The 410-nt window shown below is 71.5% G+C and carries 1 pseudogene; it reads right to left on the bottom strand.

Annotated features, from left to right (window positions below):
• Positions 1 to 29 precede the first annotated feature (29 nt).
• Positions 30 to 359: pseudogene (locus tag DN069_RS07985) on the bottom strand (serine/threonine-protein phosphatase); the annotation flags it as partial.
• Positions 360 to 410 lie beyond the last annotated feature (51 nt).

Genomic DNA, 410 nt, shown 5'->3' with positions numbered 1-410 from the left:
TGAGAGCGTAGAGGGAGTTACGACGTACCGACGCCGGGGGGCGGCGGCTCCTCGACGACGTCCGCGCTCAGGAAGGACCGACCGGCGGGGGAGCCGATCACCGGCTCGGGCTGGCCGACGTGCAGCTTGCTGCCCGCCAGCGGTACCAGCACCTCCTGCGCGTAGTCCTGGAGCAGGATGGAGACGTCCCGGCCGCCGATCTTGGCCACCTCCTCCGCGACCAGCGGGGCGATCAGCTGAGGCGGCATCAGCCGCGCCCGATCCAGCAGCAGGCCCAGCAGCTGCTCGCCGAAACCCTCCGACCGGTCCACGCTCTCCTCACCCATGACCCGCCTCGCCCCCTCCCTGCCGCCAGCCATGCTGGTCATCGCATCCCCACAACGTGACCAGGGAAGGCCGCCCGAGCCGGT

The organism is Streptacidiphilus pinicola, assembly GCF_003258295.1.
GTDB classification, from domain to species: Bacteria; Actinomycetota; Actinomycetes; order Streptomycetales; family Streptomycetaceae; genus Streptacidiphilus; species Streptacidiphilus pinicola.
The sequence above is the reverse complement of the archived record's forward strand: the minus strand, read 5'-3'. Positions and strand labels throughout refer to the sequence as shown.